The sequence below is a fragment of the Sphingomonas sp. genome, from assembly GCF_036402235.1.
In the GTDB taxonomy this organism is placed as follows: Bacteria; Pseudomonadota; Alphaproteobacteria; order Sphingomonadales; family Sphingomonadaceae; genus Sphingomonas.
This window is the reverse complement of sequence record NZ_DASWTG010000040.1, coordinates 1-24,280: the sequence shown is the minus strand read 5'-3', so window position 1 is coordinate 24,280 and position 24,280 is coordinate 1. Positions and strand designations below refer to the sequence as shown.

General features: G+C 68.3%; 25 protein-coding genes. 8 read left to right on the top strand and 17 right to left on the bottom strand.

Features of this window, described 5'->3' with window-relative positions; genetic code table 11:
• Positions 1-31: 31 nt before the first annotated feature.
• The 6 genes from VGD28_RS07780 to VGD28_RS07755 form a co-directional block, all read right to left on the bottom strand.
• Positions 32-328 carry a DUF2849 domain-containing protein gene (locus VGD28_RS07780; RefSeq protein ID WP_331027767.1) on the bottom strand — a complete coding sequence of 99 codons (297 nt, stop codon included), beginning with the start codon at positions 326-328 and terminating at the stop codon, positions 32-34.
• Positions 325-1,122 carry a uroporphyrinogen-III C-methyltransferase gene (gene cobA / locus VGD28_RS07775; protein WP_331027766.1) on the bottom strand — a complete coding sequence of 266 codons (798 nt, stop codon included), beginning with the start codon at positions 1,120-1,122 and terminating at the stop codon, positions 325-327. The genes VGD28_RS07780 and cobA overlap by 4 nt, the downstream gene beginning before the upstream one ends.
• Before the next feature lie 77 nt (positions 1,123-1,199).
• Entirely contained in the window at positions 1,200-1,379 is a 180-nt protein-coding gene (locus tag VGD28_RS07770) for a hypothetical protein (RefSeq protein ID WP_331027765.1), read from the bottom strand.
• A gap of 53 nt (positions 1,380-1,432) precedes the next feature.
• A complete protein-coding gene (locus tag VGD28_RS07765) occupies positions 1,433-2,188 on the bottom strand; it encodes an SDR family oxidoreductase (RefSeq protein ID WP_331027764.1) in 756 nt (251 codons plus the stop codon).
• Positions 2,185-3,600 (bottom strand): succinylglutamate-semialdehyde dehydrogenase, encoded by a 1,416-nt coding sequence (astD, locus tag VGD28_RS07760; protein ID WP_331027763.1) that lies wholly within the window; start codon positions 3,598-3,600, stop codon positions 2,185-2,187. The genes VGD28_RS07765 and astD overlap by 4 nt, the downstream gene beginning before the upstream one ends.
• Positions 3,601-3,670: 70 nt before the next feature.
• Entirely contained in the window at positions 3,671-5,071 is a 1,401-nt protein-coding gene (locus VGD28_RS07755) for a protein adenylyltransferase SelO family protein (RefSeq protein WP_331027762.1), read from the bottom strand.
• A gap of 18 nt (positions 5,072-5,089) precedes the next feature.
• Between VGD28_RS07755 and VGD28_RS07750 the strand changes: the two genes are divergently transcribed.
• Positions 5,090-5,965: an alpha/beta hydrolase gene (locus VGD28_RS07750; protein ID WP_331027761.1), complete on the top strand. Its 876-nt coding sequence runs from the start codon at positions 5,090-5,092 to the stop codon at positions 5,963-5,965.
• A 36-nt stretch (positions 5,966-6,001) separates the two neighbouring features.
• On the opposite strand, the gene VGD28_RS07745 is transcribed toward VGD28_RS07750, so the two are convergent.
• A complete protein-coding gene (locus VGD28_RS07745) occupies positions 6,002-6,697 on the bottom strand; it encodes a dihydrofolate reductase family protein (RefSeq protein WP_331027760.1) in 696 nt (231 codons plus the stop codon).
• Between the two features lie 131 nt (positions 6,698-6,828).
• Between VGD28_RS07745 and VGD28_RS07740 the strand changes: the two genes are divergently transcribed.
• From VGD28_RS07740 to VGD28_RS07730, 3 genes are all read left to right on the top strand, one after another.
• Positions 6,829-7,959: a glycosyltransferase family 4 protein gene (locus VGD28_RS07740; protein ID WP_331027759.1), complete on the top strand. Its 1,131-nt coding sequence runs from the start codon at positions 6,829-6,831 to the stop codon at positions 7,957-7,959.
• 72 nt (positions 7,960-8,031) lie between these two features.
• The gene (locus VGD28_RS07735) at positions 8,032-9,435 is read left to right on the top strand and encodes an NAD(P)H-dependent flavin oxidoreductase (RefSeq protein ID WP_331027758.1); all 1,404 of its coding nucleotides are present in this window, start codon (positions 8,032-8,034) and stop codon (positions 9,433-9,435) included.
• 143 nt (positions 9,436-9,578) lie between these two features.
• Positions 9,579-10,274, top strand: coding sequence for a glutamine amidotransferase (locus tag VGD28_RS07730; RefSeq protein ID WP_331027757.1), 696 nt, complete (start codon positions 9,579-9,581; stop codon positions 10,272-10,274).
• Between the two features lie 156 nt (positions 10,275-10,430).
• On the opposite strand, the gene VGD28_RS07725 is transcribed toward VGD28_RS07730, so the two are convergent.
• Genes VGD28_RS07725 through VGD28_RS07715 form a run of 3 tightly spaced genes read right to left on the bottom strand, consistent with a single transcriptional unit; the run spans position 10,431 to position 12,833 of the window.
• On the bottom strand, positions 10,431-11,837 hold the full coding sequence (locus VGD28_RS07725) for a coniferyl aldehyde dehydrogenase (protein WP_331027756.1): 1,407 nt from the start codon (positions 11,835-11,837) through the stop codon (positions 10,431-10,433).
• A 5-nt stretch (positions 11,838-11,842) separates the two neighbouring features.
• The gene (locus VGD28_RS07720) at positions 11,843-12,589 is read right to left on the bottom strand and encodes a prepilin peptidase (protein WP_331027755.1); all 747 of its coding nucleotides are present in this window, start codon (positions 12,587-12,589) and stop codon (positions 11,843-11,845) included.
• The gene (locus tag VGD28_RS07715) at positions 12,582-12,833 is read right to left on the bottom strand and encodes a hypothetical protein (RefSeq protein ID WP_331027754.1); all 252 of its coding nucleotides are present in this window, start codon (positions 12,831-12,833) and stop codon (positions 12,582-12,584) included. The genes VGD28_RS07720 and VGD28_RS07715 overlap by 8 nt, the downstream gene beginning before the upstream one ends.
• Before the next feature lie 73 nt (positions 12,834-12,906).
• On the opposite strand from VGD28_RS07715, the gene VGD28_RS07710 reads away from it, so the two are divergent.
• Positions 12,907-14,094, top strand: coding sequence for an acetyl-CoA C-acyltransferase (locus VGD28_RS07710; protein ID WP_331027753.1), 1,188 nt, complete (start codon positions 12,907-12,909; stop codon positions 14,092-14,094).
• Here VGD28_RS07710 and VGD28_RS07705 read toward each other — a convergent pair.
• Positions 14,091-16,418 (bottom strand): glycoside hydrolase family 127 protein, encoded by a 2,328-nt coding sequence (locus tag VGD28_RS07705; protein ID WP_331027752.1) that lies wholly within the window; start codon positions 16,416-16,418, stop codon positions 14,091-14,093. The genes VGD28_RS07710 and VGD28_RS07705 overlap by 4 nt on opposite strands.
• Before the next feature lie 187 nt (positions 16,419-16,605).
• Between VGD28_RS07705 and VGD28_RS07700 the strand changes: the two genes are divergently transcribed.
• Positions 16,606-17,871 (top strand): sulfotransferase domain-containing protein, encoded by a 1,266-nt coding sequence (locus VGD28_RS07700; protein ID WP_331027751.1) that lies wholly within the window; start codon positions 16,606-16,608, stop codon positions 17,869-17,871.
• Between the two features lie 21 nt (positions 17,872-17,892).
• Here the strand turns inward: VGD28_RS07700 and VGD28_RS07695 are convergent, their stop codons facing one another.
• Positions 17,893-18,378, bottom strand: a complete 486-nt coding sequence (locus tag VGD28_RS07695) for an SH3 domain-containing protein (RefSeq protein WP_331027750.1) — start codon at positions 18,376-18,378, stop codon at positions 17,893-17,895.
• Between the two features lie 94 nt (positions 18,379-18,472).
• Between VGD28_RS07695 and VGD28_RS07690 the strand changes: the two genes are divergently transcribed.
• The gene (locus VGD28_RS07690; protein WP_331027749.1) at positions 18,473-19,471 is read left to right on the top strand and encodes a D-glycerate dehydrogenase; all 999 of its coding nucleotides are present in this window, start codon (positions 18,473-18,475) and stop codon (positions 19,469-19,471) included.
• Positions 19,471-19,890 (top strand): VOC family protein, encoded by a 420-nt coding sequence (locus VGD28_RS07685; RefSeq protein ID WP_331027748.1) that lies wholly within the window; start codon positions 19,471-19,473, stop codon positions 19,888-19,890. Before VGD28_RS07690 ends, VGD28_RS07685 begins: the two co-directional genes overlap by 1 nt.
• A 448-nt stretch (positions 19,891-20,338) precedes the next feature.
• On the opposite strand, the gene VGD28_RS07680 is transcribed toward VGD28_RS07685, so the two are convergent.
• The 5 genes from VGD28_RS07680 to sufC all read right to left on the bottom strand — a co-directional run.
• Complete coding sequence (locus tag VGD28_RS07680; RefSeq protein WP_331027747.1) at positions 20,339-20,695, bottom strand: iron-sulfur cluster assembly accessory protein; 357 nt, start codon at positions 20,693-20,695, stop codon at positions 20,339-20,341.
• Positions 20,695-21,168, bottom strand: coding sequence for an SUF system Fe-S cluster assembly protein (locus VGD28_RS07675; RefSeq protein ID WP_331027746.1), 474 nt, complete (start codon positions 21,166-21,168; stop codon positions 20,695-20,697). Before VGD28_RS07675 ends, VGD28_RS07680 begins: the two co-directional genes overlap by 1 nt.
• Positions 21,165-22,340 carry a cysteine desulfurase gene (locus tag VGD28_RS07670; protein ID WP_331027745.1) on the bottom strand — a complete coding sequence of 392 codons (1,176 nt, stop codon included), beginning with the start codon at positions 22,338-22,340 and terminating at the stop codon, positions 21,165-21,167. Before VGD28_RS07670 ends, VGD28_RS07675 begins: the two co-directional genes overlap by 4 nt.
• The gene (locus tag VGD28_RS07665; protein WP_331027744.1) at positions 22,337-23,422 is read right to left on the bottom strand and encodes a SufB/SufD family protein; all 1,086 of its coding nucleotides are present in this window, start codon (positions 23,420-23,422) and stop codon (positions 22,337-22,339) included. The genes VGD28_RS07670 and VGD28_RS07665 overlap by 4 nt, the downstream gene beginning before the upstream one ends.
• A gap of 262 nt (positions 23,423-23,684) precedes the next feature.
• The coding region (gene sufC / locus VGD28_RS07660) for a Fe-S cluster assembly ATPase SufC (protein WP_331027743.1) at positions 23,685-24,280 on the bottom strand (596 nt) is incomplete at its 5' end.

The following is a 24,280-nucleotide window of genomic DNA, read 5'->3' as shown; positions in this document are numbered from 1 at the left end:
CCCCAGCTTCCGCTGGGGCGACGGATCTGGATCATATCACCCAGCTCCCCGCATTCGGATCCGCGGGCTTCAAGGTGAGGTCCGGGCGCACGGTGGGGCCGAGCGCGCGGATGCGGTCCTTGATGTGCGCGGGGCGCGGGCCCTTGGGGGTTTGCGTGGCGTCGATCACGTAGGGGCCGTTGACGCGGCGCGCGCCTTCCTCGGCATGGGCGATCGCCTCGCCCTGGTCGCCGACATCGACGGCGTCCTCGACATGGCGCGACCAGCCGGTGCCGGTCCACCAAGTGACGTCGCCCGTGGGCAGGTCGTTTCCGGTGAGGATCTTCACAAGTCGAATCCGTGCATCAGTTCGGCCTTCTTCGCCCAGTTGGCGAGCTTGTCCTGCGCGTCGGAGAGCGCGACGACCTCGCCGACGACGATGATCGCGGGGCTCTGGACCTTCTCGCGCTCGACCATCGGGCCGAGATCGGCGAGCAGCGTCTTCATCGCGCGGCTGCCGTCGAGCGTGGCGCGCTCGAGCACCGCCACCGGCATGTCGGGGGCGACGCCGTCGCGCATCAGTTTCTCGGCGATGTCAGGACAGGTCTGCACGCCCATGTAGATGACCAGGGTACGACCCTTGCCGGCGAGGCCCGACCAGTCCTGATCGGTCAGCCCCTTGCACTGGCCCGCGACGAAGGTGACCGCGCTCGACCAGTCGCGATGGGTGAGCGGGAGCATCGCTTCGGCCGCGCCGCCGAGCGCGGCGCTGACGCCGGGGATGACCTCGACGGGCAGGCCGGCGGCGCGCACCGCCTCGACCTCTTCGCCGCCGCGGCCGAAGATGAAGGGGTCGCCGCCCTTGAGGCGAACGACGATCGCACCGGTCTTCACATGCGCGATGATCAGCGCGTTGATCCCGTCCTGCGGCACGGTGTGCTTCGAGCGGCGCTTGGCGACCGAGATGCGGTGCGCCTGGGGCGCGAGGTCGAGCACGCGCGGATCGACCAGCCCATCATGGACGAGCAAGTCGGCCGCCTTCAGCGCCTCGACGGCGCGCACGGTGAGCAGGCCCGGATCGCCCGGGCCAGCACCGACCAGAATCACGCGCCCGCGCGCGGAAGGATCGAGCAGGGAAGCCATGGGTGGCAGATGGGCCGCGGTGACGTTCGCGGCAACCGATGGTTGCTTGGGGCTAGCCTAGGGAATCTTTGGGAACCCTAGGCGGCAAGCTCGCGGGCGCGCCGGGTAAGGCGCATCGCTTCGTCGATCAGCTCGCCCGCGAAGGCGAGGTCCTTCTGCGCCACGGCAAGCGCCAGGCAGTTGGCGGCTTCGCGGTGGAGGCGTCGGGCACGGGTGAAACGGGGAGATGCGTCGGGCAGGAAGGTCACGCGGCGCATAATTCATTTGCGGGGGGCATGGTTCCGCGGTTCGTCGCAGGGCAGTGGATACACTAGCGGCCGCCGCCGATATCGAGGAAGGAGCCGGTCACATAGGAAGCCTCCTCGCCGAGCAGCCAGAGGATCGCATCGGCGACTTCCTGCGCGGTGCCGGGGCGACCGATCGGCGTCTGCGCGCCCAGCTCTCCGGCGCGGCCGGGCCGTCCGCCGCTGGCGTGGATATCGGTCTCGATCAGGCCGGGGCGCACCGCGTTGACGCGCACCCCATGGGGAGCAAGTTCCTTCGACAAGCCGACGGTGAGCGTGTCGACCGCGCCCTTGGTCGCGGCATAGTCGACATATTCGAAGGGTGCGCCGAGGCGCGAGGCGATCGACGAGACCAGCACGATCGCGCCGCCGCGCCCGCCCCGGTCTAGCGGCATCCGCCGTGCCGCCTCGCGTGCGGTGAGCAGCGCACCGATCAGGTTGATGTCGATCATCCGGCGCCACCGGTCGAGCGTCATGTCGGCGAGCGGCGCGGCCTGATCGACGATGCCGGCATTGGCCGCCACGCCGTCGATCCCGCCGAAGCGAGCGGAAGCGGCGTCGAACAGGGCGATCACCTCACCTTCGTCGCGGACATCGGCGCGCAGCGCCTGCGCGGCGCCACCTTTGGCCTCGATCTCGGCAACGGTCGCCTGCGCCGCCTGCGCGTCCGACACATGGCTGAGCGTCACCGCCCAGCCCGCGCTCGCCGCGGCGAGCGCGGTGGCGCGCCCAATGCCACGGCCGCCCCCGGTGACGATCAGCGACTTTGCCCGTGCGCTCACCCCTCGCGCAGGCCGATGCCGATGCTGACGCGCGCCTGCTCCGCTTCGGACGACACGACCGGGTAGGCGCAATAGTCGGCGGCGTAGAAGGCGCTCGGGCGGTGATTGCCCGACCAGCCGATCCCGCCAAAGGGCGCCGCCGAGCTGGCGCCGTTGGTCGGCCGGTTCCAGTTGACGATGCCGGCGCGGATATTTGCCCAGAACTGGTCGTAGAGCTTGGGATCCTGGCTCACCAGCGATGCGGAAAGGCCGTAGCGGGTGTTGTTCGCCTCGGCGATCGCGTCCTCGAAGGTCCTGGCGCGGATCACCTGAAGGATCGGCCCGAACAGCTCGACGTCCGGCTTCTCCTTCGCCTCGGTCATGTCGATCAGCGCCGGAGTCACGAAGGGGCGGCCGTCGACCGGGCGCTCCATGTGGCGCAGCGGCCGGCCGCCGCGGAAGGACAGCTCGAGGAAGCTTTCGGTGAGCAGGTCGGCGGTGTCGTTGTCGATCACCGGGCCCATGAACGGCGCGGGATCGGCGTGCGGCTCGCCGACGATGAGGCGGCCGATCAGCTTGTTCACCTCCTCGAGGAGCGGGTCGTAGAGCTTCTCGTCGACGATCAGCCGCCGCGCGGCGGTGCAGCGCTGGCCGGCGGAGGTGAAGGCCGACTGGATGACGAGCACCGCGGCGGAATAGATGTCCGGCGTCGACCAGACGAGGATCGGGTTGTTGCCGCCCATCTCCAGCGCAAGGATCTTCTCGGGCTTCGAGGCGAAGGCGCGGTTGAGCGCGATGCCGGTGCGCGCCGAGCCGGTGAAGAGCAGCCCGTCGATCCCGTCATGCCCGGCGAGCGCCTTGCCCTCGTCCGGCCCGCCGATCAGGAGGCGGACGCAGCCTTCGGGAATGCCCGCGGCGTGGAAGCACTCGACCAGGAAGGCGCCGCTTGCCGGGGTCTTCTCGGAGGGCTTGAACACCACCGCATTGCCCGCAAGCAGCGCCGGGACGATGTGGCCGTTGGGGAGGTGCGCCGGGAAGTTATAGGGGCCGAGCACGGCGAGCACGCCATGCGGCTTGTGCCGCAATGCGAGGCGGGTGTTCATCGGCGCATCGATCCGCCGCTGGCCGGTGCGTTCCGAGAAGGCGGTGACCGAGATGTCGACCTTGGCGATCACGGTCTCGACCTCGGTCCGCGCTTCCCAGATCGGCTTGCCGGTCTCGCGCGCGATCAGGTCGGTGAAGGCGTCGGACTTCTGCCGGACGACGTTGGCGAAGCGGCGCAGCGCCTCGATCCGGTAGGCGAGCGGGCGTGCGGCCCAATCGGCCCAGCTGGCCCGCGCCGCGGCGACCTCGGCATCGACGTCGCCGATCTGGCGGCGCCAGAGGACCGCGCCCGTCGCAGGTTCGGTCGAGATGATTTCGGATCCGGACATTTGTTCTTTCTTCGGATTGGACCCCTGAGGATGAGGCCGCTCTAGCACCAAGTGACGGCGCGATTCCACCTCACCGATGCGCTGTCCGACTGCCCAGTGCCTCACCCAGGCGGCGGATCGCCGCGACCTTGGCGTGGAGCGGACTCCAGTTGTCGTCGCGATCGATTGCGGACCAGATCGTCTCTACCTCGTCGATCAGCATCGAGCATGGCTCGGCATCGGAGAAATAGGGATGCGCGCGGCCGCTGGGAAGGGGAGGGAAGCCGGCGAGTGCTGTGCGAACCCTGTCCCACTCGGCGCCGTAGCCGGCGGGCAGCGCGCCGCCAAAACCATCGAAGAAGAAGCGGTCGATCGGCCATTGCGTCGCGATCAGCGTCTCGTCGATCGCGTCCTTGAGCTGCCAGGCGCGATCCGCATCCGCCTCACCGCCGGCGAGGCCGAGGCGACGCAGGAGCGGGGCGGCATAGTGGCGGCGGTAGAGCGGCTCGAACCGCTCGAGCCGCTCGATCAGCGGCGGCGCCTCGCTGATCAGGCGCAGCGAGACGGCAAGCTGCGCCACGTTCCACAGGATCGCGTCGGGCTGGCGGCCGAAGGCGTAGAGCCCGGCATGGTCGAAATAGGCGGCGGTGAAGCCGGGGTCGAAGGTCGGAGCGAAGCGCCATGGGCCATAGTCGAAGCTCTCGCCCATCACGTTGATATTGTCGGTGTTGAGCACGCCATGGACGAAGCCGGCGACCATGTAGCTCGCCGCCAGCGCGGCGGTGGACTCGACCACCAGCTCGAAGAATTGCGCGACAGGATCCTCGCCCGGCTCGACGCCGTACATCTCCGCCAGGCAATAATCGACCAGCCGCCGCATATTCTCGGTGTCGCCGAAATAGGCGAGACGCTGGAAGGTGCCGATGCGGATATGGCCGAGGCTCATGCGCACCAGCACCGCCGAGCGGGTGGGCGAGGGCTCGTCGTTGCGCTGAAGCGCCTCACCGGTCTCGATGAGCGAGAAGCTGCGCGACGTCTTGACACCCAGCGCCTCGAGCATCTCGGTCGCCAGCACCTCGCGCACGCCGCCCTTGAGCGTGAGGCGGCCATCGCCGAAGCGGCTCCATGGCGTGTGGCCGGAGCCCTTGGTGCCGAGTTCGAGCAGTGCACCGTCAAGCCGGCGCATCTGCGCGAAGGTGAAGCCGCGGCCGTCGCCCAGCTCGGGATTGTAGGTGCGGAACTGGTGGCCGTGATAGCGCAGCGCCAGCGGGCGGGGCAGGTTGCCGGGGAGCGGCCGGAAGCGGGCGAAATGATCGAGCCACTGGCGGTCGCTCAGCCCTGCAAGCCCGATCTCGGCTGCCGCGCGATCGTTGCGGAAGCGGAGGATGGCCCGGGGGAAGTCGGCCGCCTCCACCGCGTCGTAGAAGGCGTCGCCGAGCTTGAGGATCGCGGGATCGGCAACGTAGCTCGGCGCTTGCGGGAAATCGGCCATGCGGCGATATGGGGCGCGATGGCGACTGCGCGCAACCTTGCTCCCTATACCGACGGCTATTGGTGGTCGGGTGACGGCCTGAGGCTGCACTATCGCGACTATCCGGGGCCGGACGGCAAGCCGCCCTTGCTGTGCATTCCGGGCCTGACGCGCAATGCGCGCGACTATGAGGCGCTCGCGGCGCGGCTGGCGGGGCAATGGCGGGTGATCGCGGTCGAGCTGCGCGGGCGGGGCGAGAGCGCCTATGCCAAGGACCCGATGAGCTATGTGCCGCTGACCTATCTCCAGGACATCGAGGCGCTGATCACCGAGCTGAAGCTCGAGCGGTTCGTCGCGGTCGGCACCTCGCTCGGCGGGATCCTGACGATGCTGATGGCATCGACCCATCCCGAGCGGATCGCGGGCGCGGTGCTGAACGACGTCGGCCCGGAGATCGATGCGGCGGGTCTGGGCCGGATTCGCGGCTATGTCGGCAAGGCCAACTGGCATCCGACCTGGATCCACGCGGCGCGCGCGCTCGCCGAGGCCAATGGCGACGTCTATCCGGCGTACGGGATCGAGGACTGGCTGGCGATGGCCAAGCGGCTCTACCGGCTCAACAGCGCGGGCCGGATCGTCCTCGACTATGACATGAAGATCGCCGAGCCGTTCCGCGTACCGGGCAACGAGGCGGGGCCGGACATGTGGCGCGCCTTCGATGGCCTCAGGGACAAGCCGCTGCTGGTGGTGCGCGGCGCCAATTCGGACATTCTCGCCCCTGCCACCGCGGAGGCGATGCGCGAACGGGCCAGGGGGTGCGATCTGGTGACGGTGCCCGGCACCGGCCATGCCCCGACGCTCGACGAGCCCGAGGCCGTCGCGGGGATCGAGCGGCTGCTGGCGCGGGTCGCCTGACCGGCAGGGCGGGACGCGAGCCCGCCCCGTCCGGCATCAATCGCCGAGCGCGGCGCGGCGCTTGAGTTCGGCCTCGGTCGGCTCGGGCAGCTCGAACGACCCGACCTCGACATCGCCCGCGCGGCGATAGCTGGCGATGACGACGCCGCTGGGCGAGACCTGCGATTCGACCATCTCGAAGCTGGCCGGGATCGTGCCGGCGCCGAACAGGCGCTTGCCCTTGCCGAGCGTCACCGGGAAGATGAACAGCCGCAGCTCGTCGATCAGATCCGCCGCCCACAAGGTCTGGAGCAGGTCGCTCGATCCCTGGGTGAGCAGATCAGGCCCGTCGCTTTGCTTGAGGCTGCGCAGGGCATCGACGACATCGCCCTGAAGCTGTTCGCTATTCTCCCACTGGAGATCGAGCGGCGAGCGGCTGGCGACATATTTGGTGATGCGGCGGAACAACGTGGCGATCCTGGCGTGATCCTCGACATAGCCTTCGGCAGCGGGATCGGTCGGGATATACGGCCAGTGCGCGGCGAAGATGTCGTAGGTCTTGCGGCCGAGCAGCAGGTCGATCGGGCGGGTGAACACGCCGTCGATCGCGCGCCACAGCATTTCGTCCCGACCCCAATAGCTGGCGGTCCAGCCGCCGAATGCGAAGCCGCCGGTGGGGTCTTCCTCCGGGCCGCCGGGTGCCTGCATCACGCCGTCGAGGCTGACAAAGGCGGTCGCGTTGATCTTGCGCATGATGGTCTCCTTCGTTGGCCAGCGCGGGATCGCGCTGTCATCTTCCCGACGAGCGAAGGATGGCGGAATCGACGGGCGCGCAGATTTTTTTTCGCAAGGCACGGGATTGGGCGTTAAGCAGCACGCCCAGCATGGCTCTCAACATCCTCCATCTGCATTCGAGCTTCGACCTGGGCGGCAAGGAAGCGCGCGCCGTCCGCCTGATGAACGCGTTCGGCGACCGGGCGAAGCATGTCATCGTCTCGGGCGTCGAGGGCGCCTATGGCGCGCACGACGCGATCGCCAGGGGCATCCGCTACGAGATCGCGCAGAACCCGCCGCCGCTGACGGGCAAGCCTTCGGTCGCGCGCTATGAGGCGATCGCCAGGTTCATGGCGCGGTTCGACCTCGTGCTCACCTATAATTGGGGTGCGATCGACGGGGTGATGGCGAAGCGGGTGTTCGCGAAGAACGTGCCGCCGGTGATCCATCACGAGGACGGCTTCAACGCCGACGAGGCGGCGCGGCTCAATCCGGTGCGCAACATGTACCGCCGCATCGCGCTGCCCGCGGCGCATGGCCTGGTGGTGCCCTCGCACCTGCTCGAGCGCGTGGCGCAGAAGGCATGGAAGCAGCCTGCGGCGCGCGTCCATCGCATCTCCAACGGCATCGACGTCGCGGCTTATGCGCGCAAGCCCGACGCGCGGGCGATCCCCGGCTTCAAGCGGCTGCCCGGTCATGTCGTGGTCGGCACCGTGGCGGGGCTGCGCGAGGTCAAGGATCTGCCGATGCTGGTGCGTGCGATGGGCGGGATGAAGAGCCGCGCGCAGCTTGTGATCGTCGGCGAGGGGCCGGAGCGCGAGGCGATCCAGGATGCGATCGACAATATGGGGCTGGAGAAGACCGTGCTGCTGCCCGGCTTCGTGCCCGAGCCGCATCGCTATATGGGGCTGTTCGACATCTTCGCGCTCTCGTCCAAGAGCGAGCAGCAGCCGATCGCGGTGATGGAAGCGATGGCGGCGGGCCTGCCGGTCGCGTCGACCCCGGTGGGTGACGTCGCGCAGATGATCGCGCCGGAGAACCAGATCCTGATCTCCGAGGACTGGAGCGCGGTGCAGTTGCGCGACCGGATCGAGACGCTGGCATCGATGCCCGAAGTGCGCGCATCACTGGGCAAGGCGAACCAGGCGCGCGCCCGTGCGTTGTTCGACGAGAAGGCGATGATCGCCGCCTATGCCGCGCTCTATGCGGAGGCCGTGGGGCGCCCCGGGGCCTTGGGATAAGGTCTCCTGATTCCCCTCGCTAAGCGGGGCGATCGCGGCTAGAGTCGCGCGAATTTTTCCGGAGGGTCTTCGTTGTTCAAGGGTTTGAAGCCGATCATCTACAATGGTCAGGAAGTCTGGCCTCTCGTGGAGGGCGGCAAGGGGGTTGCGGCGACCAATCATGCCTCGGCGGGGGCCTGGGCAGCGGCGGGCGGGATCGGCACGGTGAGCGCGGTCAACGCCGACAGCTACGACGCCGAAGGCAAGATCATCCCGCAGGTCTATAACGCGCTGACCCGCCGCGAGCGGCATGAGGAGCTGATCGCCTACGCCATCGAGGGCGCGGTGCAGCAGGTGAAGCGCGCGTTCGAGATCGCCGGGGGCAAGGGTGCCATCAACATCAACGTGCTGTGGGAGATGGGCGGCGCGCAGCGGGTGCTGCACGGCGTGCTCGAGCGCACGCGCGGCATGGTCGCGGGCGTCACCTGCGGTGCGGGCATGCCCTACAAGTTGAGCGAGATCGCGGCGTCCTATGGCGTCAACTATCTGCCGATCGTCTCCTCGGGCCGTGCGTTCCGCGCGCTGTGGAAGCGCGCCTATTCCAAGGCGTCGGAATGGCTGGCGGCGGTGGTCTACGAGGATCCGTGGCTGGCCGGCGGGCACAATGGCCTGTCCAACGCCGAGGACCCGCGCGCGCCGCAGGATCCTTACCCCCGCGTGAAAGAGCTGCGCGCGGTGATGCGCGAGGGCGGCATTTCGGACGACGTGCCGATCGTGATGGCGGGCGGCGTCTGGTATCTGCGCGACTGGAACGACTGGATCGACAATCCCGAGCTGGGCACGATCGCCTTCCAGTTCGGCACGCGCCCGCTGCTGACTCAGGAAAGCCCGATTCCCGAGGGGTGGAAGGCCAAGCTGATGGAGATCGAGGAGGGCGACGTGCTGCTCCACCGCTTCTCCCCCACCGGATTCTATTCATCGGCGGTGCGCAACCCGTTCCTGCGCAACCTCGAGGCGCGCTCGGAGCGCCAGATCCCCTATTCGACCGAAGAGGCGGGCGACCACACCTTCCAGCTCGACGCGGGGGTCAAGGGCAAGAATTTCTGGGTGACGCGGGGCGACCTGCTGCGCGCGCGTGAATGGGTTGGGCTGGGCTTCACCGACGCGCTCAAGACCCCCGACAACACGCTGATCTTCGTCGATACGGCGGAGAAGCAGACGATCCGCAAGGATCAGGCCGACTGCATGGGCTGCCTCAGCCAGTGCAGCTTCTCGTCCTGGGCGGATACCGAGACCAATTCGACCGGGCGCCTGGCCGATCCGCGCAGCTTCTGCATCCAAAAGACGCTGCAGGACATCGCGCATGGCGGCGACACTGACCAGAATCTGATGTTCGCCGGCCACGCCGCGTATAATTTCAAGCGCGACCCCTTCTATTCAAACGGGTTCGTGCCGACGGTGAAGCAGCTGGTCGACCGTATCCTGACCGGGGATTGATCGCGCGACCCCGTTCGCCCTGAGCCTGTCGAAGGGTCTGTCCGCGTCCGGCAGGAAGAAGGCAGTGCTTCGACAAGCTCAGCACGAACCGGGGAAATGAACGCTTGTTTCGAGCGGAGCTGCAATCTGGTTACGTTGGCGGCATGAAGAAGGGTCTGATCATCCGCCACACGCCCTATGAGGGCATCGCCGGGTTCCGCCAGCCGGTGGAGGAAGCGGGCTATGCGCTCGACCGGATCGACGTGACCGACCCGGAGTTCGCGCGGGTCAACTTCAACGCGCCCGACCTGCTGATCCTGATGGGCGGGCCGATGGGCGTGTACGAGCGCGACGCCAACCCGTGGATCGATTGCGAGATCGACCGGCTGGCGAGCCGCATCTCGCTCGGCCTGCCGACGCTGGGCGTATGCCTGGGCGCGCAGATGATCGCCGCGGCGATGGGGGCGAAGGTCTATCCGGGGCCGGTCAAGGAAGTGGGCTTCGCGCCGGTCGCGCTGAATGCGGCGGGGGCGGAGTCGCCGTTGCGGCATGTCGCGGGCGTGCCGGTGCTGCACTGGCATGGCGACACCTTCCCGCTGCCCGAGAATGTCGAGCTGCTTGCTTCGACCGACGCCTATCGCCATCAGGCGTTCCGCCGGGGTCCGGAGCTGCTGGCGCTGCAGTTCCATGCCGAGATGGGCGAGGATCGGCGCTTCGAGGAGTGGCTCGACGGGGCCGAGGACTATGTCGGGGAGGCCGGGCTGACGCTCGATCAATTGCGCGCCCAGCATGAGCGGCACGGGCCGGATGCGGTCGCGGCGGGGCGGGCGATGATCGCGGAGTGGCTGCGGGGGTTTTAGAGAACCTGCTTCGATCCTCCCCCGCCAGGGGGAGGTGGCGCGCAGCGACGGAGTGGGCGGACGGCCGCCGCTATCGCTGTGCTTCCTCCCCCTTCGTCAGCCTTCGGCTGCCACCTCCCCCTGGCGGGGGAGGATGAGAAGAATACCCACTCTATCTTAGCCGAGCTGCCGCCTGATCGCGGCGTCGGTCTTCCTGCCATAGGGCGGCTTGAGGCCGCCCAGACCGGCGACGTCGAGCCGCGACTGCTTGAACACTGACTTGGCGTGGCTGAAGGTGCGGAAGCCCGGCTCGCCATTATAGGCGCCCATGCCCGAGGGGCCGATGCCGCCGAAGGGCAGTTCCTCCATCGAGACGTGGAAGATCGTGTCGTCGAGGCTGACACCGCCCGAGATCGTCCGGTCGAGCACGCGGCGGCGCTCGGCTTCGTCCGCGCCGAAATAATAGAGGGCGAGGGGGCGGTCGCGGCGGTTCACCTCGGCGATCGCGCCGTCGATGCTGTCATATTTGCGGACGGGCAGGACCGGGCCGAAGATCTCCTCCTGCATCACCGTCATGTCGTCGGTCGCGTTGCGGATGATGTGGAGCGGGAGCTTGCGCGCGTTGGACGCGGCGAAGTCCTCGTTCGCCGGGTTGACCGCGATCACTTCGGCGCCCTTGGCGCGGGCGTCGTCGATCGCCGCGGTGAGGCGGGCGAAATGCCGGTCGTTGATGATCGCGGTGTAATCGGGGTTGTAGAGCAGCGCCGGGTACATCGCGGACGCGGCGCGGACCAGACCGTCGACCGCTTCGGCCTCCTGCTCGGCGGCGACCATCAGATAGTCGGGTGCGATGCAGATCTGCCCAGCGTTGAGCATCTTGCCCATCGCCACCCGCTCGGTCGCCTGGGCGAGATTGGCCGAGCGGCCGAGGATTGCGGGGGACTTGCCGCCGAGCTCGAGCGTCACCGGGGTGAGATTGTCGGCGGCGGCGTGGAGGATGTGGCGGCCGATGCCGGTGGCCCCGGTGAACAGCAGGTGATCGAAGGGCAGGGCGGAGAAGGCCTGCCCGACATCGGGGCCACCGCTGACGAAGGCGAGCTCGGCCGGGTCGAAATAGCGGGGGCAGAGCTCCTCGAACAATGCGGCGGTGGCGGGGGTGAACTCGCTGGTCTTGACCATCGCGCGGTTGCCCGCGGCGAACACCCCGGCGAGCGGCGACATGACCAGGTTCACCGGGAAGTTCCACGGCGCGATGATGCCGACCACGCCCTTGGGCTGGTACTCGACCCAGGCGCGGGCGCCGAGCAGGCCGAGCGGGAACATCACCGGCTTCTTCTCGCGCCGCGCCCAGCGCACGACATTCTTTTCGGCGTGTTTGAGCGGGGAGACCGAGGCGACGATATCGGTGATCATCGACTGGCGCGGGCTGCGATGGCCGAAATCCTCGCTCAGCGCGTCGCAGAAGCGGGCGGCATTATCCTTCACCATCGCGGCGGCGCGGCGGAGGCGGTTGCGCCGGACCTCGATCGAGACGGGCAGCTCGGCCATGAACGCCGCGCGCTGGCGGTCGAGTATCTCGCGCATCTTCTCTAGATTCCCGTCGAATAGAGCCACGCCGGAAAGGCGGCGACAGCCAGCAATGTGCCGAGCGGGAGGCGGCTCGTCATCTCCATTTTGCGGCCCGAGATGCGTATGGCGAGCGCAGCCGCGAGGCCGATGAGGCTGGCCGCGAGCAACACCGGCGCGAGCATGGTCGCACCGAGCCACAGGCCGATGCCGCCGAACATCTTGGGATCGCCGCCGCCCAACCCTTCGCGTCCGCGGACATGGGCGTAGGTGAAGGCGACGAGGTAGAGCAGGCCGAAGCCGAGCAGGCCGCCGAGGATGCGGTCGGGCCAGCCGGGGTCGAAGAACAGGCCGTCGACGATCCCCGTCACGGCCAGAAGGCCGGTCAGGATGTTCGGAAGCCAGAAGGCAGCGAGGTCGAGCGCGGCGAGCGCGAGCAGCAGCCAGCCGAACACCGCGCCCGCGACGCCTTCCCAGCCCGGCGCGACGAGGCCGGCGGCGACTCCGACGAGCGCGCCCGCGATCTCGACGCCCGGATGGCCGGGATGGATCGCTCCGCCGCAAGCCCGGCAGCGGCCGCGCTGCAGCGCGTAGCTGAAGAGCGGCACCAGCTCGTGCGCGCGCAGCACTCGGTGGCACGAATCGCATTCGGAGCGGCCGCGCAGCGCGCTCCGCCCCTCCGGCCAGCGCAGCGCGACCGTGGCGATGAAGCTGCCGAAGATCAGGCCGAGCACGCCGAGCGCGGCGGGCCACATCCAGGGTTCAATCAACGGGTTTCTTCCGGATCAGGTAGCGATAGACGCCGAAGATGTTGATGCCGAACATGACGAGGTTCTGCGACAGCAGCGGCTCGTCGTCTCTCAGCAGAGCGCCGCCGATCCAGGCGATGCTGGACAGGACGAACAGCGCGAACCCCCAGCCGGTGACGCGGCGCCCGTTGTCGAGCGAGACCATGAACGCGGCGATGATGCCGCTGATCGAGGCGAACCAGCTGAGGATCTCGTGTAGCGGCATGTCGCCTCCTTTTTGCATTTGCGGTATCCCGCGCCTAGATCGCGGCCAACGTCAAACTCGCGGAGAGGCTTTCATGTCCACCGACCCCGTCGTCATCGTCTCCTATGCCCGCACCCCGATGGGCAGCATGCAGGGCGCGCTGGCCGATGCGACCGCGACCGAGCTCGGCGCCACGGCGGTCGGTGCGGCGGTCGAGCGTGCGGGGCTGAAGGGCGAGGCGGTCGAGCGCATCTATATGGGCTGCGTGCTGCCCGCGGGCCTGGGCCAGGCGCCGGCTCGGCAGGCGGCGCGCAAGGCAGGCCTTCCCGACCATGTCGAGGCGACCACGGTCAACAAGATGTGCGGTTCGGGCATGCAAGCCGCGATCATGGGCGCCGAGGCGCTGGCGGCGGGATCGGTCGACCTGCTCGTCGCGGGGGGGCTCGAGAGCATGACCAACGCGCCGTATCTGTCGATGAAGCATCGCGGCGGTGCGAGGATCGGGCACGACCGGCTGTTCGATCACATGTTCCTCGACGGGCTCGAGGACGCGTACGAGCCGGGCCGCGCGATGGGCACCTATGCCGAGGAGATCGCGACCGAATACCAGTTCACGCGCGAGGCGCAGGACGCGTTCGCGATCGCCAGCCTGACGCGCGCGCAGAAGGCGCAGCAGTCGGGCGGGTTCGACCGCGAGATCGTGCCGGTCGAGATTTCGACCCGCAAGGGCGTGGTCACGGTGGACAAGGACGAGCAGCCAGCCAAGGGCGATCCCACCAAGATCCCGACGCTCAAGCCCGCCTTCGCCAAGGACGGCACGATCACCGCGGCCAACGCCTCGTCGATCTCGGACGGTGCCGCGGCGCTGGTGCTGACGCGTGCGTCGGTCGCCGAGAAGCTGGGTCTCGACCCGGTCGCGCGGATCGTGTCGCATGCGGCGCACGCGCACTTGCCTGCGCGCTTCACCACCGCGCCGGTGTTCGCGATGCAGAAGGCGCTCGACAAGGCGGGCTGGGGGATCGGCGACGTCGATCTGTTCGAGGTGAACGAGGCTTTCGCGGTGGTCGCGATGATCGCGATGCGCGACCTCGGAATCGCGCACGACGTGCTCAACGTCAATGGCGGGGCGTGCGCGCTGGGCCACCCGATCGGGGCGAGCGGCGCGCGCATCCTGGCGACGCTGCTCGCGGCGCTGCAGAACAACGGGCAGAAGCGGGGGCTGGCCTCGCTGTGCATCGGCGGCGGCGAGGCGACGGCGATGGCGGTGGAGCTGCTGAACTAGCCCGGATCGACCGCGCGCAGCAGGCGGACGCTATAGACTTCGGCCTGGTCCCTGGAGTCGGTCTCGAATCGCACGCGCAGCTTCGGCTTGCCGCGCACGAGGTCTGCGGGCAGGGGATAGGTCTTGAGGTTGCGCGCGACGGTCGGCTGGCCGGGCAACCGCTCGTTCGCGAGCAGATGGCCGTCGACCAGGATGCGGAAATCCTTGTCGCGCTGGCGTCCGCCATAGGAGACCTGAAGCGCGAGCGGCCCCGGCCCGGTCGTAAGGTCGAACTCGAACCAGCCCTTGTTTACCCGCCGGTGGCGCTCGGTGATGTGGGGCACGGTCGCCGATGCCCCGCTGTCAGCAAAGCCATGGTCGACCTCGGGCTGCTGTTCTCCGAGCCGGATGAGATCGACCGTCCGCGCCGCGAGATCGGCGCGCTCGCGTGCGGCGCGCTCCCACGCGGCCGCCTGCGCAGGCCATTCGGCGGTGGCGAAGCGGCGGAAATAGACCGCGGTGCGATTGCGGTGCTGCGCGAAGAAGGGCGCGAGCGCGAGATCGCCGGGGCGGCCCTGACTGCCCAGCCGGTAGCGGTGCAGGGTGCCGGCGGGCACCAGCGTCGGTGCCGCGCGATCGGTGACCAGCGCCGGGTCCGTTCCCTCCCAGGGTGAAGCGGCGGGGCCGAGGTCGCCCGCGAGCACCAGCGGGCCGCTCAGGAAGGCGACGAGATCGGCATCGTCGGGCATGGCCTCGACCCGAAGCGGCATCGGCAGCAACAGCGTGATCCGGTCGCCGGGCTTGAGGCCGGTGAGCATCAGATAATTGCCCTCGCGCGTGCCCGCGGTGCGGCCGTTGACGCGGCAAAGCGGCGCGGCGCACCAGCCCGGCACGCGCAACGCCAGCGTGCGCGGCGGTTTCGCCACGGCGATCCGCACCGCGTCGCCGAGGGGAAAATCGGTATCGATGTCGATCTGCGCCTCGGGCGCGTGCAGGGTCGAGGCATAATAGAGGTTGATCGCGACGGCATCGCCACGCTTCCAATAGATGCTCTCGCCATGCTTGGCGTGGCTTTCCATGCCCGAGCCGACGCAGCACCAGAAATCCTCGGTCGGGCTGGAATGGACTCGCCCCATTCCCGGCGCGAGCGCGGTGAAATAGGTGAACATGCCCGTCGCCGGGTCCTGCTGGCTCATGATGTGGTTGAGATGCGCGCGCTCGTAGAAGTCGAAATAGGCGGCGTCGCCGTTCCAGCCATAAAGGTGCCGGGTGAGGCGCAGCATGTTGTAGCTGTTGCACGCCTCGCAGGTCTGCTGGTCGAGGCGGCCGGCAAGCTGGCGCGGCGGGCCGAAATGCTCGTGGTCCGAATTGCCGCCGATGACGTAGCTGTGGTCGCGCGTCACGATCGTCCAGAAGAACCGCGCGGTGCGCGCATAAGCGGGGTTGCCGGTGAGCTCGTGCAGCCGCGCGTCGCCGACGATCTTGGGTATCTGCGTATTGGCGTGCTTGCCGGCGAGCTCGTCGCGGCCCGCCTCAAGCGGATCGACGATCGCGCGGTGCCGCAACCGCTCCGCCAGCCCCAGCCAGCGGCGGTCGCGGGTCCGCGCATGCAGCTCGGCATAGGATTCGCTGAGGCCGCCATGCTCAGTGTGCAGGATCTGCTGGATCTGGGCGTCGCTGAGCCCTTCGAGGATCGTGCCGAGATAGTCGCCAAGGCCGGTGGCGACGGCCAGTGCGCCGGCGATTCCGGCATGAAGGTGCGCGTCGAGCGCGCCCGCGAACACCTTGTGATAGGCGTAGAGCGGGACCCAGCCGCCGTTCAGCGCGAAGCCGGTCGAGTTGATCTCGCTGCGGCGCAGTTCCTCATAGACGATCTTGCCGTCGACGGTCTTGCCGCCGCGCTCGACCGTCGTGCCGCCGGCATAGCCGTCCCCCTGTTTCGCCTGGATCGCTGCCAGCTCGGCGATGAGATACGCCGCGCACTCCTTGAGCGCGGGGTCGCCGGTCTGCGCATGCATCAGCGACAGGGCGCTGAGATAATGGCCGAGCGAATGGCCGGCGATGCCGCGTGCCTCCCACCCGCCATAGGCGGCGCCCTTCGGTTCCATTCCGGCGCCGGCGCGGAAATTATGCAGGAAGCGGTCGGCGTCGAGCGAGAGGAGATAGCGGCGGTTTGCCTCGACCGCGGTCAGGAAGATCGAGGGCTTGAGGCGGACCTGGCGAAGCGGGAAGGGTTCCGCGTGAACCCCCTGGCGTTCCGCGCCCCGCGCAACTGCGGGCACGAGGCCCAGCGCGGCGCCGGCGCGGAGCGCGCGCCGCCGAGTCCAGCCATCGGACATATCCATCCTGCTCCCATCGCGCACGACGCGCTGGGAGCACGCTAGCTGTAGCGGAAGGCTGCCGCAACTATTTGTCGGAGTAAACCTGTCCCGAGCAATTGGGGATCATCTGGCACCGGTTGCCGGCCTGCCGGCCATTTGAAGTAATCCCGATAGCCGTTTTTGCCGGTCCCACCCCAGCCCTAGGATGCGAGTGGAGATCGGCATCATGATTCGGCGAATTTCGCGGTATTCCGCCAGCTATATTCATCGTGCGAGGGAGCTGTCCCGGATAAGGCGGGGCGGCGTCACCCTGCTCGCCTCCTACCCCAAATGCGGAAGGACCTGGTATCGGTTCATCCTTGCTTCCTACCTCAGCAGTCTGCGGCAGCACAGCCAGATCGACCTGACGAGCATGTTCGGGCTGGTTCCGAACTACGACCTCGATCCCGTGCGGGGCATTCCCGCATTCCATCGCCGGGAAAGGGATGCACGGCTTCCACTCATCGCGGCGACGCATCTGATGCCGCAGCAACTCGCCGCGGATGGCTGTCCCGTACTGTTCATGGTCCGCAATCCGCACGATGTGGTCGTCTCCTCCTATTTTCATCTCAAGCACCACAAGCAGGACTATGCCGGCGAGATCGAGGATTTCGTGCGGGATAGCCGCCATGGCCTGCCCGGCTTTGTGCGCTACCTGAACAACTGGGGTCTGGCGATGCATTGGCGGCCGCATCAGGTGGTCGCATATGAACGGCTGAGCGCCGCGCCGGTCGAGGAGACGATCGCGACGCTTCGTTTTCTCGATCTTCCGGTGGCGCGCGAGCTGGTCGAACGGGCGGTCGATGCGGCCAGCTTCGAGAAGCTCCGGCGGATGGAGCAGGCCCAGGGCGTGCCGGGGCGGGCCTATGACCGATCCAATGCCGATGCCTCGCGCATGCGGCGCGGCAAGGTCGGCGGGTTCGCGGACTATCTCGACGCCGGGACGATCGCGTGGATCGACGGCTATTGCGCCGAGCGTCTGAACCCGGATGCGCGGCGTTTGCTCGCCGGGGAGCCGTTGCACCAGGCCTCTCCGCGATCGATTCAAGCTGCGAAAGGTGACAGCGCGGCCTTGCAGCGCGACGTTGCGGGATCGGGTCGTTCGCGTCTACGGCAGCTGGCCGCCGAAGCCCTGGTCAGCGTGGGATTGGTCGCGGCGCTCGCGGCTCCGGGAATCCTGCTGATCGAATTCTGGGAATGGAGGACGGGCGGCGAGTGGCCGGGCTGGTCGGTCGAGGACGGCCTCAGCCTGTTCGGGATCGATCGCGGCGAGCGCGCGGAAAATTCGGCTCAGCGGCTGACCGATGTCCTCCTGGCGCTTCCGCTGACCTTCGCATTGTTCGTGACGGGCGTGCTGGCCTTTCTCAGCGGCGTCCGCCTGGGCGACTGGATACCGGTCCGCTTCCGCGCGCTGCCCGACGCTGAAAACCAGTCGTGATCGGCCGGGGCGACCGATCCCTCAGGGCACTTCCTCGCCCGGTTCGGTGCCCCAGATGCGGTTCTGCTCGACATAGCCGCCGCGGCCTTTGACGTCGAACCAGCACCAGCCGCGTTGGCATTTGCTGATGCGGCCGACCACGCCGGGCGCCGCGCGCCAGTTGACCCGGGCGTTGAGGCGCGGGTTGTCGCGCATCTCGACGATCGTTCCGACGACCACCGCGGTCCGCTGGGCGGAGAGCAGGCCGACGAGCATCCAGCCCTGGGTGCCGTCCGGATCCTCGACCTTGCGCCAGTCATTGTAGATTTCGACCACCTTCACCGGCAGGTCCGCGCGCTGATAGAGCCAGCTGGTGGGATAGTTGCGCCCGGGGCCGGTGCGCATGTTCGCCTTGCCCGCGCTGATCGACGCATAATAGGGCGGCTTGCGCTGCTGCGCCCATGCTTGCGTGACTGCGCCGGCGCCGAGGGCGATCGCCACCAAAATCCCGAGCAACGTCCGCAACATTCCAAACCCCCAAAAGCCTAGGCTCCGTTTACGTCGAGGGTGCGCACCGCATCAACCGTTGACTGGCGGCGGCGGGAGGGCCATCCGGGCCGGGATGGTACAATCGCCCCGACCCGCCCGGCCCCGCGTGGCCGTGACGCGCGAGCTGCCCGACGCGATCGCGGCGCGGATGGGCGAGCTGTTCGATGCCAGCCTCAACCAGTCCGATGCGGCGATGGACCGCGCGGCGCTCGCGAAAGCGATGGCGGATTGCGATGTGCTGGTGCCGACCGTGACCGACACGATCGATGCCGAGCTGATCGGGCAAGCGGGCGAGCGGTTGAAGCTGATCGCCAATTTCGGCGCGGGCGTGAACCATATCGACCTCAAAGCGGCGCGGGCGCGCGGGATCGTGGTCACCAATACGCCGGGCGTGCTGACCGAAGACACTGCCGACATGGTGATGGCGCTGATCGTCTCGGTCACGCGGAGGCTGGCCGAGGGCGAGAAATTGGTGCGATCGGGCCATTGGAAGGGCTGGTCGCCTGGGGGAATGCTGGGGCATCGGATCGGCGGCAAGAAGCTGGGCATCGTCGGCATGGGCCGGATCGGCCAGGCGGTGGCGCGGCGTGCGCGGGCGTTCGGCCTGTCGATCCACTATCACAACCGGCATCGGCTTCCGCAAGTGGTCGAGGCCGAGTTCGGGGCGACCTGGCACGCCGATCTCGACGCGATGCTGGGCGCGATCGATATCCTGACGATCCATACGCCGCTCAACGACGACAGCCGCGAGCTGATCGATGCGCGGCGGATCGGGTTGCTCGGGCCGCAGGTCTATCTGATCAACGCCTCGCGTGGCGGGATCGTCGACGAGGAGGCGATGGTCGACGCGCTGGAGGCGGGGCGGCTGGCCGGGGCGGGACTCGACGTGTGGCGCTTCGAGCCGCAGATCGACCCGCGGCTGCTGGCGCTGCCCAATGTCGTGATGACCCCGCATATGGGCAGCGCGACGTTCGAGGGGCGGCACGCGACGGGCGAGAAGGTGATCGCCAATATCCGCTTCTGGGCCGATGGCCACCGCCCGCCCGATCAGGTGCTGGAAGGATGGATGTGATGACCACCCCGCTGTTCCACCTCGCGATCCCGGTCGACGATCTGGAGGCGGGGCGGGCCTTCTATGGCGGGCTGCTCGGCTGCCCGCAGGGGCGCGAGGATCCGGGGCACTGGATCGACTTCGACTTTCGCGGGCACCAGCTGGTGCTGCACAAGGGCGAAGGCGCCGGGGTGCGGCTGCGCAATGCGGTGGACGGCGATGCGGTGCCGGTGCCGCATTTCGGGCTGGTGCTCGACTGGGACGAATGGCACGCGCTCGCCGAGCGGCTGCGCGGGGCGGGAACCGAGTTCGTGATCGAGCCGCATATCCGCTTTGCCGGCAAGCCGGGCGAGCAGGCGACGATGTTCTTCCATGACCCGGCGGGCAATGCGCTGGAGTTCAAGGCGTTCAGGGATATCGGGCAGCTGTTTGCGGTATAGGCTCCGGACGGAGCGCCGACCTCAATCCTCCCCTTTGCGGGCTGGGCTATCGCATATGGTATTTTGGCCGGGCGGCGGGGCCAGGGGAAGCGATCGAGACGTTCGCGGGCTGAAACTTTACACTAGCTTTACACTATCGCGAGCGCCGGCGGGTTGACGAAGTTGACAGATTCAACGGGTTCGCACGGCGGGTGATCCACGGATCAAAGAGCGGCCGGGACATGGCCCGGCAGCCGAAGTGCAGCAGGCGAATTCCAACATTGCAAGGGAAAAGGGAGCTTCCGATCCTCCCCTGGCAGGAAGGGTTTATGGGGCCGCATCTTTCGCCTCGCGCCGCTTCTTCAACGCACGCGCGATCAGCAGGCCGCCAAGGATGAAGCCGCCGGGCGCGAGCAGCACAGCAGCGGCGATGGCCGCGTTGCGAGCTGCATTCGACTTGGGCGCTTCGTCAGACAGTGAAGCTCTCGCCGCAGCCGCACGCGCCCTTGGCGTTGGGGTTGATGAACACGAAGCCGGCGGTGAAGTCGTCCTCGACCCAATCCATCGTCGAGCCGATCAGGTAGAGCACCGAGCCGCCATCGACGAACAGCGTACCGCCGGGGGTGTCGATGCGCTCGTCCATCGGATTCGCGGCCGTCACGTAATCGACCGAATAGGCGAGGCCCGAACAGCCGCGGCGAGGGGTCGAGAGCTTGACGCCGATCGCCCCCTCGGGCGCGCGCGACATGAGGTCGGCGATGCGCGCCTCAGCCGCGGGAGTCAGCAGGATCGCGGCGGGGCGGGCGCGGGTCTTCACCTCGGTCATCACAGCATCCCCAGTTCGAGCCGGGCCTCGTCGCTCATCTTCTGCGGATCCCAGGGCGGATCCCAGACGAGGTTGACCTCGGCATGGCCGACGCCGGGGACGGCGCCGACGCGCAGCTCGACCTCGCCCGGCATCGATTCGGCGACCGGGCAATGCGGGGTGGTGAGCGTCATCGTCACCACGGCATGGCCGTCGGTGGTCACCTCGACATTGTAGATGAGGCCTAGGTCGTAGATGTTCACCGGGATCTCGGGATCGTAGATCTCCTTGAGCGCGTCGATGATCGCGTCATACGTCGCGCCGCCGGGCTCGCCGGCGGGGAGGTCGCTCGGCTTCTGCGAGAGGAAGCCTTCGAGATAGTCGCGCTTGCGCTCGAAGGTGTCGCGCGGGGTTTCGGCATCCTCGACGCGCGCGCGGGGCGGCGGCGTCACCGCGGACACTTCCTCGACCTCGATCTTGCCTGCCTCGTTCACCCGAAGATCCTCGTCACTCGTTCGATACCCTTGACCAATGCCTCGATGTCCGCCGCGCCGTTATAGACCCCGAAGCTCGCGCGGGCGGTGGCCGTCACGCCCAGCGAGTCCATCAGCGGCTGCGCGCAGTGATGGCCCGCGCGGATCGCGACAGCGGCTTCGTCCAATATGGTGGCGACATCGTGCGGATGCACCCCCTCGACCGCGAAGCTGACGATGCCCGCGCTGTCGGCAGGACCGAAGACGCGCACGCTGTTGAGTCCAGCCAGCGCCTCGCGCGCCTGGGTGACGAGCGCGGTCTCGTGCGCGTGGATGCGGTCGAGGCCGATGCCGTCGACATAGTCGATCGCGGCATGGAGGCCGATCACGCCGGTGATATGCGGCGTGCCCGCCTCGAACCGGCCCGGCGGCGGGGCGTAGGTCGTTTTCGCGAAGGTCACGCGGTCGATCATCGATCCGCCGCCCTGATAGGGCGGCATCGCATCGAGCAGCGCGTAGCGCCCCCACAGCACGCCGATGCCGGTCGGGCCGTAGAGCTTGTGGCCCGAGAAGACGTAGAAGTCGCAGTCGAGATCGGCGACGTTCACCGGCAGGCGCGGGACCGCCTGGCAGCCGTCGAGCAGCAGCTTGGCGCCGACCGAATGGGCGAGCGCGGCGGCGCGCCTGGCGTCGAGGACCGAGCCGAGCACGTTCGAGACATGGGCGAGCGCGACCAGCTTGTGGGCCGGGGTCAGCATCCGCTCCATCGCGTCGAGATCGATGCGATGGTCTTCGGTCAGCGGGATCACATCGATTGCCGCCCCGGTATGCTCGGCGACCATCTGCCAGGGGACGATGTTGCTGTGATGCTCGAGCTGGCTGAGCAGGATGCGGTCGCCGGGCTTGAGGACCGTGCCGGCCCAGCATTGCGCGACAAGGTTGATGCCTTCCGTGGCGCCGCGGACGAAGACGATCTCGTTCTCTTGGCCCCCGATGAAGCGCGCGACGCGGCGGCGCGCGGCCTCGAACGCCAGGGTCATGTCGGCCGAGCGCTGGTACACGCCGCGATGCACCGTCGCATAGTCGCGGTCATAGGCACGGGTGATCGCGTCGATGACGGGGCGCGGCTTTTGCGAGGTCGCGGCGGTATCGAGATAGGCCCAGCCGGGGAGGATATTATCGATGCCACTCACAGCGCGGCCTCCAGCCATTTCCCGGCGTCGGCTGCGAAGGCTTCGCGCACGGCCTCGTCGCCGATCCGGTCGAGCGCGTCGGCGACGAAGGCGCGGGTGAGCAGCGCCTTGGCCTGCGGCTCCGGGATGCCGCGCGACTGCATGTAGAACAGCGCCCTGGCGTCGAGCTCGCCGACGGTGGCGCCATGCGCGCACTTCACGTCGTCGGCGAAGATCTCGAGCTCGGGCTTCAAGTTCACCGTCGCAGTGCGCTTCAAGAGCAGGCCGCGCAGCGACTGCTCGCCATCGGTCTTCTGCGCGTGACGCGCGACCTCGGCACGGGCGGCGAGGCTGGCGGTCGAGGCGTCGGCGGCGACCGCGCGCCATATCTGGCGGCTGGTGCCCTCGATTTCGGCGTGGTGGACCGCGACCGCGGCTTCCTGGCGTTGCTCGGCGCGGGTGAGAAGCGCGCCGCCCATCTCGGCATAGGCGCCGGCGCCGTCGAGGCGGAGGAAGCCGTCGATGCGGCTGCCGCTGCCGCCGGCGCCGAGGAAGGTGGCGACATAGCTCGCCGCTTCGCCGGTCTGCGCCTCGTCGCGGAGCGAGACGAAGCCCTCGTCCTGCAGCAGGCGGACGGCGCGCTGGAGGCGTGCGCCCTTGCCCAGCGAGGCGTGGAGCAGGCGGTTGGCCCAGCCGCGGCCGGCATAGGTCTCGATCACCGTGGCGACGGCATCGTCGGCCATATCGATGTGGGCGGGGAGGTGGCTCTCGCCGCCGGTGCCGAGATGGACGATCTGGATCGGATCGGTTGCGGCCGCGGCGTCGAGGCGCAGTACCCAGCCCTCGCCCTGCGCGAAGCGGCCCAGCGGGTGGTCGCCGGCCATTTCCAGAGCGGTCAGCTGGACGGGGCCGGGTCGCGAATGTGCCGGCTCGAACGCGCCGTCGACGAACAGCAGGCGCGGGCCGGTGATGTCGAGAAACAGCGTCGCGGGATCGATCCCCGTCGTGGTGGGTGTGGTTTCGGCAGCAGCGCGGAGCGTGTCGAGGTCGCTCCAGCGCCACGCTTCCTCGCGCGGGGAGGGGAGCGTGAGGGCGGCGTTCATGCGGCGACGCTCGCGAAGATTGGTTCACGCGAAGGCGCGAAGGCGCGAAGAGAAGAAGTGGGTTCGCGCAGAGGCGCAGAGAGCGCAGAGGTGTGTGGATTTGCGCGAAGCGCCCGCACATTACGGGCGTGGCGGCAAGCGGAACCGGCGAGAGGTTGAGAGCCGCTGACGCGGCGCGACCACATCTCTGCGCCTCTGCGTTTCTCCGCGCCTCTGCGTGAACAAACCTTCTTCGCGCCTTCGCGCCTTCGCGTGAACAAAATCATGCCGCCACCTGCGCGTAACCCTCGCGCTCCAGCTCGTGCGCGAGTTCGGGGCCGCCGGTCTTCACGATGCGGCCGTCGGCGAGGATATGGACTGCGTCGGGCTTCACATAGTCGAGCAGGCGCTGGTAATGGGTGATGAGCAGCACCGCCTTGTCGGGCGCGCGCATGATGCGGTTGATGCCCTCGCCGACGATGCGCAGCGCGTCGATGTCGAGGCCGGAATCGGTCTCGTCCAGCACCGCGAACTTCGGGTTCAGGATGCCCATCTGCACCATCTCGTTGCGCTTCTTCTCGCCGCCCGAGAAGCCGACGTTCACGTTGCGCTTGAGCATGTCCATCGAAATGCCGAGCGCGTCCGCCTGCTGGCGGCTGATGCGCAGGAAGTCGCCGGCCGAGACCTCGGGCTCGCCGCGCGCGCGGCGCTGCGCGTTCAGTGCGGTGCGCAGGAACTGGACGTTCGAGATGCCGGGGATCTCGACCGGATATTGGAAGCCGAGGAACAGACCGGCCGCCGCGCGCTCGTGCGGCTCGAGGGCGAGGAGGTCGAGCTCACCATCGTCATTGCGAGCGAAGCGCGGCAATCCAGTTTCGT

Bases quoted from the DNA above. Each gene is read 5' to 3' on its own strand.
- VGD28_RS07695 (WP_331027750.1), bottom strand. From the start codon at position 18,378: ATGTTGCGGACGTTGCTCGGGATTTTGGTGGCGATCGCCCTCGGCGCC.
- VGD28_RS07690 (WP_331027749.1), top strand. From the start codon at position 18,473: ATGGTACAATCGCCCCGACCCGCCCGGCCCCGCGTGGCCGTGACGCGC.
- VGD28_RS07725 (WP_331027756.1), bottom strand. From the start codon at position 11,837: ATGCGCGAGATACTCGACCGCCAGCGCGCGGCGTTCATGGCCGAGCTG.
- VGD28_RS07715 (WP_331027754.1), bottom strand. From the start codon at position 12,833: ATGCCGCTACACGAGATCCTCAGCTGGTTCGCCTCGATCAGCGGCATC.
- VGD28_RS07745 (WP_331027760.1), bottom strand. From the start codon at position 6,697: ATGCGCAAGATCAACGCGACCGCCTTTGTCAGCCTCGACGGCGTGATG.
- VGD28_RS07750 (WP_331027761.1), top strand. From the start codon at position 5,090: ATGGCGACTGCGCGCAACCTTGCTCCCTATACCGACGGCTATTGGTGG.
- cobA (WP_331027766.1), bottom strand. From the start codon at position 1,122: ATGGCTTCCCTGCTCGATCCTTCCGCGCGCGGGCGCGTGATTCTGGTC.
- VGD28_RS07755 (WP_331027762.1), bottom strand. From the start codon at position 5,071: ATGGCCGATTTCCCGCAAGCGCCGAGCTACGTTGCCGATCCCGCGATC.
- VGD28_RS07710 (WP_331027753.1), top strand. From the start codon at position 12,907: ATGTCCACCGACCCCGTCGTCATCGTCTCCTATGCCCGCACCCCGATG.
- VGD28_RS07685 (WP_331027748.1), top strand. From the start codon at position 19,471: ATGACCACCCCGCTGTTCCACCTCGCGATCCCGGTCGACGATCTGGAG.
- VGD28_RS07705 (WP_331027752.1), bottom strand. From the start codon at position 16,418: ATGGATATGTCCGATGGCTGGACTCGGCGGCGCGCGCTCCGCGCCGGC.
- VGD28_RS07730 (WP_331027757.1), top strand. From the start codon at position 9,579: ATGAAGAAGGGTCTGATCATCCGCCACACGCCCTATGAGGGCATCGCC.
- VGD28_RS07680 (WP_331027747.1), bottom strand. From the start codon at position 20,695: ATGACCGAGGTGAAGACCCGCGCCCGCCCCGCCGCGATCCTGCTGACT.
- astD (WP_331027763.1), bottom strand. From the start codon at position 3,600: ATGTCCGGATCCGAAATCATCTCGACCGAACCTGCGACGGGCGCGGTC.
- VGD28_RS07665 (WP_331027744.1), bottom strand. From the start codon at position 23,422: ATGAACGCCGCCCTCACGCTCCCCTCCCCGCGCGAGGAAGCGTGGCGC.
- VGD28_RS07740 (WP_331027759.1), top strand. From the start codon at position 6,829: ATGGCTCTCAACATCCTCCATCTGCATTCGAGCTTCGACCTGGGCGGC.
- VGD28_RS07770 (WP_331027765.1), bottom strand. From the start codon at position 1,379: ATGCGCCGCGTGACCTTCCTGCCCGACGCATCTCCCCGTTTCACCCGT.